Raw genomic sequence first — 7199 nt, forward strand, 5'->3', positions numbered from 1 at the left:
CCGGCAGGATATTTCGCGCACGGGCCACGCCACTCCCGTGGACTGGCTCCTCATTGCAAGGAATACCAACGTGAAACTCGTCGAACCTCCCTCGTGCAGTTCCGCATCGACCATCACCCTTATCGGCAAGAACAGCCGCGGCAACTGGGTCGCCCAGGAACAAAATGGCCTCTATGGCGGCCTGTTCGTCAACCGCGCCGAGGCCTTCAAATACGCACTGTTTGAAAACGGTCACCATCCCGAAACGATTGTCGAACTGCCGCGCGGAATCGAGCTTGACCTGAACGGGTCGCCACGCGCCGGCATTTCCCGCTCCACCAACCGCGCGCGACAAATCGCCTGACAGCGTCGCCGCGACGCGTCGAGGAGCCATCATCCAGGAGAGCAAAAATGGTTCAGCTTCATTCCGTTTCAGGCCGGGAGCAGGTCCTCGACACGATGGTAGGGCTCACGCGCCTGTCGAACTTGCAGCGCGCGATTATCGCAGGCGATGATGGCATGGAACTGTATCTGCAACTGTGGCGCCGCGGATTCATGCGGGTGGCGACCGTTCTGACGTGCGGGATTCCGCGGCGCCAGCATACGATCGGGCTGATCGCGGGGCGGGAAGCACCAGAACCAATCGAAAGGGCGCTGACCGAAATATCGCCGTTTCTCGGCACCAACGCGACCATTGCCGTCCTGATCGATACCCATGCAAGCAATTGCAGCCTCAGGATCCGGACGAAGCTTCAACATATGGAGTTTCAGATTGAAGCCGGCGTGAGGTGCCAGCAGGGGCTTGTGCTATCCGCCTGCCGGCAGGGCTTCGGCCAAATGGAAAATGCGGCGTGAAATCCGGTCATGCCCTTTGACAACTCAACCACGTGGCTCTCGGGCTGCATTCCCGATCTGCCCACGCAGTTCGATGAGGCCGGCGAAGTCGATTTGACGGCCCTCGCCGGACTTTGCGAGCGGCAGATCAAGGTGGGCGCCTCGGCCATCGTCGTTGGGGAGACGACCGGCGAATTCACGACCCTCACATCGGCCGAGCTTGACGCGATCATTCGGACCGCGGCGGGCGCCGCCCGCGGGCGCGTCCGCGTCATCGCGGGTGCGGGATCGAATTCCACCAACGAAGCCGTCGAGCGGACCCGGCGCGCGGAGCTGGCCGGCGCCGACGCAATTCTGTCGGTCGTGCCCTACTACAACAAACCGATGCAGGCGGGCATTGAGGCGCACTTTCGCGCAATCGCCAACGCGACGGCGCTGCCCGTCGTGCTGCACGACAATCCCGCGCGGACGGTTCGGGAACTGGCGGACGGCACCCTTTTGAAGCTTTCGGAATCGCCGCAGTTCGTCGGGCTCATGGATTCGACCGGCGACCTCTCGCGGCCAGCACGGCTGCGGCCGATGTTGCCGGCACGCTTCCGCCTTTTGTCCGGTGACGACACGACGGCGCTCGCCTTCCTTTGCAGCGGCGGCGACGGAAGCATTTCGATTGCGTCGAACATCGCCCCGGCCATGTTTCAGAGAATGTTCTCAAGTTACAGGCAAGGTCGAATGCAGTCCGCGCAGTGCCTGCAACAGCGGCTCTTGCCTCTTGCGGCTCTCATCGCGAAAGAAAATCCGGCAGCGGTCAAATATGCGTTGAGCCTGCTCGGGCTGGCGCGCGCCGATACCCGCCTGCCCCTCGCAGGACTATCCGACCCGGCGAAGGCCTCGGTGGCGGATGCGCTTGAAGCACTCGGCGAAAACGACATCATGCCGGACGGGAAGAATGCTTCTCCCGCCATTTCGGCCCAGGACCGCGCATATAATGCCGCTCCGGGCGATATTTCCTGATGTCCCAATTCTTGAGATCCCAGGATGTGCCCAGCATCTCCGCGATTTGACGAATCTGAGAAACCAGTACGGATGCGAGAGACGAGAATGGCCGCATAGGACGCTCCTGCACCGGGTTCGGACACACCGGCATAAGGCGGAACATGCTCACAAGAAGCATAGGAATTCGAGACCGCCCACGGAGCGCCGTCATAGACGCGCAATAAATGCCGGCAACGCGTCGATCCCGCGCGCCGCATCTTTATTTCTTTCCTATGAGATGCGGCGCGGGCCTCTCTCGCATTCCTACGGCGGTCATGGACAAATGAGCTTTGCGAGAAATCGCCGGTTCCTGCTCGCAATCCACTTTCATGAACATGCAGGTTGCAGTTCACACCATGATCGCGATGCCACTCACCCATCCCGGATTTTCAGAGGCGCCGGCTCTTAAGCCTTCGAAGGCGACGGCGTGTTTCGAGCCGCTCGATCCCGGCGTCATCAGCGCATCGATTCCGACGTTCTTTGTCGGGCGCGACCGCGATGGCTTTTGGCTCGTCCGCGACGCCAAGGGCGAGGCCGGTGGCATGTTCCTGCTCAAAAGCTCGGCGCTCGCCTTTGCACGGCGGGCTTCCCGGCCTCTTGGCTGCGCCACGATTTTTCCGTCGGAGCGGTTTGAGCTCGACGTGAAAAATCACGGCAATCCGCTTGTTGGCTACCTCAAGCCCTTCTTTCGGCTCGTCGTCTCCGCCCGCAAGAAACTCTTCGGCTGACGAAGCCTAGCTCTTGTCCATGCAGTCGGCGATAAAGAACCAGCGATCATCGCCGCTAAGTCCCTTCCTCTTCGCCTCGATGCGGCAAACCTTGAGCTTGGGCCTGTTCATCGCCCACTTCGCCTTCATCTCCTTCAGCTTTGCCATCGTGAGCTTCATTTTCGAAGGCTTGGCATCGCTCGTCTGGGCCGAGGCGCTGTGAAGACTGCCCGTGACCAGCAACGCAGCGACAAGGCAGGTTGAAATACGAAGCATTGGAAATCCCCTCGGATGAATTCTTGATTGTTTATGGAGAAGAGGCGTCGCGAAACACCATTGGTGTCCCGCGACGCAAGGAGTTGAGAATCAGAGTATCTTGGCGGCGCTCTCGAGCGTCTTCCAGACGCCCCAGGCGAGCGGAATGCCGACGAACAGCCAGAACAGCGCTGCCCTTGCATCCAGGCCTCCCTTGCCGATGCCGAACGATCCGGTCTGAACCCCAGCCATCTTGTTGGCGCCCGCGGCCTGAAGCTTTGCCACCTCGTCGACACTCATGTGCCACTTCGGATCGACCGGCTTGACCAGGTAGTTGCAGATAATGCCGGCAACCAGCATCGCGCACAGGATATACATGGTGCTGTTGTAGAGATGATCGCGTGGCACGCCGGCGGCGAGCTGGAATTCCCGGAGATAGTTGACCACGACCGGACCGACGATGCCGGCGGCCGACCACGCTGTCAAAATCCGGCCGTGAATGGCGCCGACGAACTGCGTTCCGAATACGTCAGCGAGATAGGCAGGAACCGTCGAGAAGCCGCCGCCATACATCGATATGATGATGCAGAATGCAGAGACGAACAGCACCTTCGAGCCGATAGCCGCAAACGTCGGCGCCAGTGCGTAGAGCACGATGCCGAGGATGAAGAACGTATAATAGGTGTTCTTGCGGCCGATATAGTCCGACAACGACGCCCAGCAGAAACGGCCGCCGATGTTGAACAGCGACAACATGCCGGCAAAGCCGGCCGCGATCGCCGCGATCATTGTCCTCTGTTCAGGGGACAGCGCGCCGAAGTTCAGGTCGGGCAAACCGATCAGCTTGCCGGCGAAGATTTCCTGCAACATCGGGGAAGCCATGCCGATCACGCCGATGCCTGCCGACACGTTCAAGCAGAGCACCCACCAGATCAGCCAGAATTGCGGCGTCTTGTGCGCGTTGTCGAGATGGACGTTATGCTCCGAGATCATCGTCTTGGTTTCACTCGGCGCCGTCCAGCCATCCGGCTTCCATCCCACGGGGGTGACGCGATAGGCGAAGGCGCCGATCATCATGAAGATGAAATAGATCACGCCCAGAGTGGCGAAGGTTTCCCACACGCCGACGGAGGTCGCGGTCTTGAAGTGGTTGATCAGAATATTCGCCAGCGGTGCGCCGATCATGGCGCCGCCGCCGAATCCCATGATCGCCATGCCGGTCGCCATGCCGCGGCGATCGGGGAACCACTTGATCAGCGTCGACACCGGCGAGATGTAACCGAGGCCGAGACCGACGCCGCCGATGACACCAGCCCCTAGCCACATGATCCAGAGCTGATGGACGTAAATGCCGAAGGCTCCGATCAGGAGGCCACCGCTCCAGCACAGCGCAGCGACGACACCGGCTTTGCGCGGACCGGCGCGTTCGAGCCAGCCGCCCCAGATCGCAGCGGAAACACCGAGCACGACAAAGAACAGGGTGTACATCCAGCCCAGGCTCGCCACCTTCCAGTCGCAGGTGGTGGTGAAGAGCTCATGCACCAGGGTCATATCCGGACAGGCCTTTGGCGCGGTCAGACCGATCGCGCGCGAAAGCGGCAGCCAGAACACGGAAAAGCCGTAGGCCATTCCGATGCACAGATGAATGCAAAGCGCCGCCGGCGGCACCAACCAGCGGTTGAAGCCGGCCTTCGCGATCGTATGCTCGCGATCGAGGATTCCCGATCCGGCGCTAGGCACGCTTCCCGCGCTACTAATTGAAGTCATTCAACCCTCCCCTGGACAGCAGCCCATTGCCGGGCATGTCTGTTGTTCCGCGACCCTAATAACAAGAAATTTTACCATCGTGCTAAGCCTTCTATTTGTGCTCTGCACAATCCACCGCGCGCCATTGTCGCACGGTGCGTCGTCTGGACGAATTGGGGCAGAATCGCACCCGCGTGTCGATAGGCAAAAGGTAGACATGGCGGCCCTGGCTGACTCCTGTCCACCACGAGCAAGATACGATCAGCCATCTGGACCGCTTCGCGGGCCGTCGCGTGCAGCCGCATTAACGTCTTCAGTCAAGCTATTTGGCTTTTCGATCAAAAATACGATCACATGTTGTCTTTTCAGGTTTCGCCCACGCTCGCTGCCAGCACATCTGTTACGGGAACGGCATATTGCCGCATCATCTCGGCCACAGCCGGAATGTCGTCGAGATTTGCCACGGGAAGCGTGGTTTCAATGGCCGCGTCCGTCGCAATGCCGGCAATGGCCGGATCCCCTGGAAACAGCGGCGGCTTGCCGTTGGCCGTGCGATGCACCTCGATCTTGCGATGCGGCTCCGACTTGAAGCCTTCGATGACCACGAGATCGACGGGCGACATCTTCTTCAGCAATTCCGGCAGCGCCGGTTCTGCCGCCCCGCGCAGTTCGTGCATCAACGCCCAGCGGTTGGCCGACGACACCAGCACCTCCTCGGCGCCCGACTGCCGGTGCACCCAGGAATCCTTGCCCGGTACATCGACGTCGAATTCGTGGTGCGCATGTTTGATCACGGAGACGCGCAGCCCCTGCTGACGCAGATACGGAATCACGCGCGATATCAGGGTCGTCTTCCCTGCTCCGCTCCATCCCGCAATCCCGATCACCTTCATCATTATCACCGTCGTCTCCGATGCCCGCTGGCTACTCGTCCCGATGGGAAAGCCTTATATCGGCTGTCGCACAATGTCATGCTGACCGGCTCGCGGCATTGGATCGCGGATGAAGTCCGAACAGTTAGACCAAATGCTGCGATGCATCGGCGACCGCGCGGGCCGCTTCGCGTTGACGCCGCCCGCCGAATGTCGAATGAATACCTCAACAGGGGCGACCGGGTCCGAGCTTTCGGCCGGTCCGCCAAAACAAGCCAAGGGAGGGACCGATGTTCGCCTGGAAGATGGCCACAGGCTTTGCTCTCGCCGCCGCGGCGCTTGCGGTGCCTGCGCCGGCAGCAGCACAAATTTCCGACGACGTCGTCAAGATCGGCGTGCTCACCGACATGAACGGCCCGGCCTCGACGCCGACCGGCCAGGGATCGGTGACGGCGGCGCAAATGGCGGTCGACGATTTCGGCGGCAAGGTATTGGGCAAGCCGATCAGCGTGATCGTCGGCGACCATCAGCTCAAGGCGGATATCGGCGCCAGCATCGCGCGGCGCTGGTACGATACCGAGCAGGTCGATCTGATCGTGGACGTGCCGGTGTCGGCGGTTGGGCTTGCGGTGCAAAACATCGCCAACGAGAAGAAGAAGCTTCTCATCGTGCATTCGACCGGCACGGCCGACTTCCACGGCAAGTTCTGCTCGCCCTACGCCATCCAGTGGGTGTTCGACACCCGCGCGCTCGCGGTCGGCACCGCGCAGGCCGTGGTGAAGCGCGGCGGCGACAGCTGGTTCTTCCTCACCGACGACTATGCCTTCGGCCATGCGCTGGAGAAGGATGCATCCGCCGTCATCACCAAGAACGGCGGCAAGGTGGTTGGCTCGGTTCGCCTGCCCTTTGCGACGCCGGACGTCTCCTCGTTCATCCTGCAAGCCCAGGCGTCGAAAGCGAAAATCATCGGCATCGCGGCCGGGCCACCGAACAACACCAATGAGATCAAGGCCGCCGGTGAATTCGGCCTGTTCAAGGGCGGCCAGCAGATGGCCGGCCTGCTGGTGCTGATCACCGACATTCATGCGCTTGGGCTGCCCGCCGCACAGGGCCTGTTGCTGACCACGTCGTTCTATTGGGACATGGACGACAAGACCCGGGAATGGTCGAAGCGCTATTACGCCAAGATGAACCGGATGCCGACGATGTGGCAGGCTGGCGTCTACTCCTCCGTGATGAACTACCTCAACGCCGTCAAGGACAGCGGTACCGACGATCCCCTCAAGGTCGCCGCCAAGATGCGGGAGAAACCGATCGAGGATTTCTTCTCTCGTCACGGCCGCCTGCGCGAAGACAATCTGATGGTGCATGACCTGATGCTGGTACAGGTGAAGAGCCCGGAAGAATCCAAATATCCGTGGGACTATTACAAGGTGCTGACGACCATTTCCGGCGAGGATGCGTTCGGGCCGCCTGATACGGCGTGTTCGCTGGTGAAGAAGTGATTCCTGTCGTCCCGGCTCGCGCGGAGCCTGTCATCGGGCGCGCGCTCGCGCGACCCGTTGGCTTGGCCGGGACGACCGATAAATTCACTTTCCGTCACTTCGCCACCCCGATCTCGCGCAAATATTTCATCACGCCGGGATGAATCAGCGCCGGGTCGGGCGCGGCGGCAAGCGTATTCGCCGCCGTGGTCTCGCAGGCCTGCGCCTGCTTCTTGCACAGCGCGCTTTCGGCGCCATGCAGCGTGCGGATCAGGCGATAGGCGATGTCG

Annotated in this window: 8 protein-coding genes and 1 pseudogene; 5 read left to right on the forward strand and 4 right to left on the reverse strand. The window is 61.2% G+C overall.

Features of this window, described 5'->3' with window-relative positions; genetic code table 11:
• The first annotated feature begins 70 nt into the window (after positions 1-70).
• The 4 genes from WB528_RS04065 (at position 71) to WB528_RS04080 (ending at position 2573) form a co-directional block, all read left to right on the forward strand.
• Positions 71-343 carry a hypothetical protein gene (locus WB528_RS04065; RefSeq protein ID WP_423887153.1) on the forward strand — a complete coding sequence of 91 codons (273 nt, stop codon included), beginning with the start codon at positions 71-73 and terminating at the stop codon, positions 341-343.
• A 47-nt stretch (positions 344-390) separates the two neighbouring features.
• A complete protein-coding gene (locus tag WB528_RS04070; protein ID WP_423887147.1) occupies positions 391-834 on the forward strand; it encodes a hypothetical protein in 444 nt (147 codons plus the stop codon).
• A gap of 9 nt (positions 835-843) precedes the next feature.
• The gene (gene dapA, locus WB528_RS04075) at positions 844-1824 is read left to right on the forward strand and encodes a 4-hydroxy-tetrahydrodipicolinate synthase (protein WP_423887148.1); all 981 of its coding nucleotides are present in this window, start codon (positions 844-846) and stop codon (positions 1822-1824) included.
• Between the two features lie 350 nt (positions 1825-2174).
• Positions 2175-2573 carry a hypothetical protein gene (locus tag WB528_RS04080; RefSeq protein ID WP_423887149.1) on the forward strand — a complete coding sequence of 133 codons (399 nt, stop codon included), beginning with the start codon at positions 2175-2177 and terminating at the stop codon, positions 2571-2573.
• Between the two features lie 6 nt (positions 2574-2579).
• Here WB528_RS04080 and WB528_RS04085 read toward each other — a convergent pair whose 3' ends face one another.
• From WB528_RS04085 to mobB, 3 genes are all read right to left on the reverse strand, one after another.
• The gene (locus WB528_RS04085; RefSeq protein WP_423887150.1) at positions 2580-2828 is read right to left on the reverse strand and encodes a hypothetical protein; all 249 of its coding nucleotides are present in this window, start codon (positions 2826-2828) and stop codon (positions 2580-2582) included.
• Positions 2829-2918: 90 nt separating this feature from the next.
• Positions 2919-4574: an OFA family MFS transporter gene (locus tag WB528_RS04090; RefSeq protein WP_423887151.1), complete on the reverse strand. Its 1656-nt coding sequence runs from the start codon at positions 4572-4574 to the stop codon at positions 2919-2921.
• 344 nt (positions 4575-4918) lie between these two features.
• Positions 4919-5446 carry a molybdopterin-guanine dinucleotide biosynthesis protein B gene (gene mobB / locus WB528_RS04095; RefSeq protein WP_423887154.1) on the reverse strand — a complete coding sequence of 176 codons (528 nt, stop codon included), beginning with the start codon at positions 5444-5446 and terminating at the stop codon, positions 4919-4921.
• A 269-nt stretch (positions 5447-5715) separates the two neighbouring features.
• On the opposite strand from mobB, the gene WB528_RS04100 reads away from it, so the two are divergent.
• Positions 5716-6930, forward strand: a complete 1215-nt coding sequence (locus tag WB528_RS04100; RefSeq protein WP_423887152.1) for an ABC transporter substrate-binding protein — start codon at positions 5716-5718, stop codon at positions 6928-6930.
• A gap of 94 nt (positions 6931-7024) precedes the next feature.
• Here WB528_RS04100 and WB528_RS04105 read toward each other — a convergent pair.
• Positions 7025-7199: pseudogene (locus WB528_RS04105) on the reverse strand (TAXI family TRAP transporter solute-binding subunit); the annotation flags it as partial.

Source organism: Bradyrhizobium sp. (genome assembly GCF_049586575.1).
Lineage (GTDB): Bacteria > Pseudomonadota > Alphaproteobacteria > Rhizobiales > Xanthobacteraceae > Bradyrhizobium.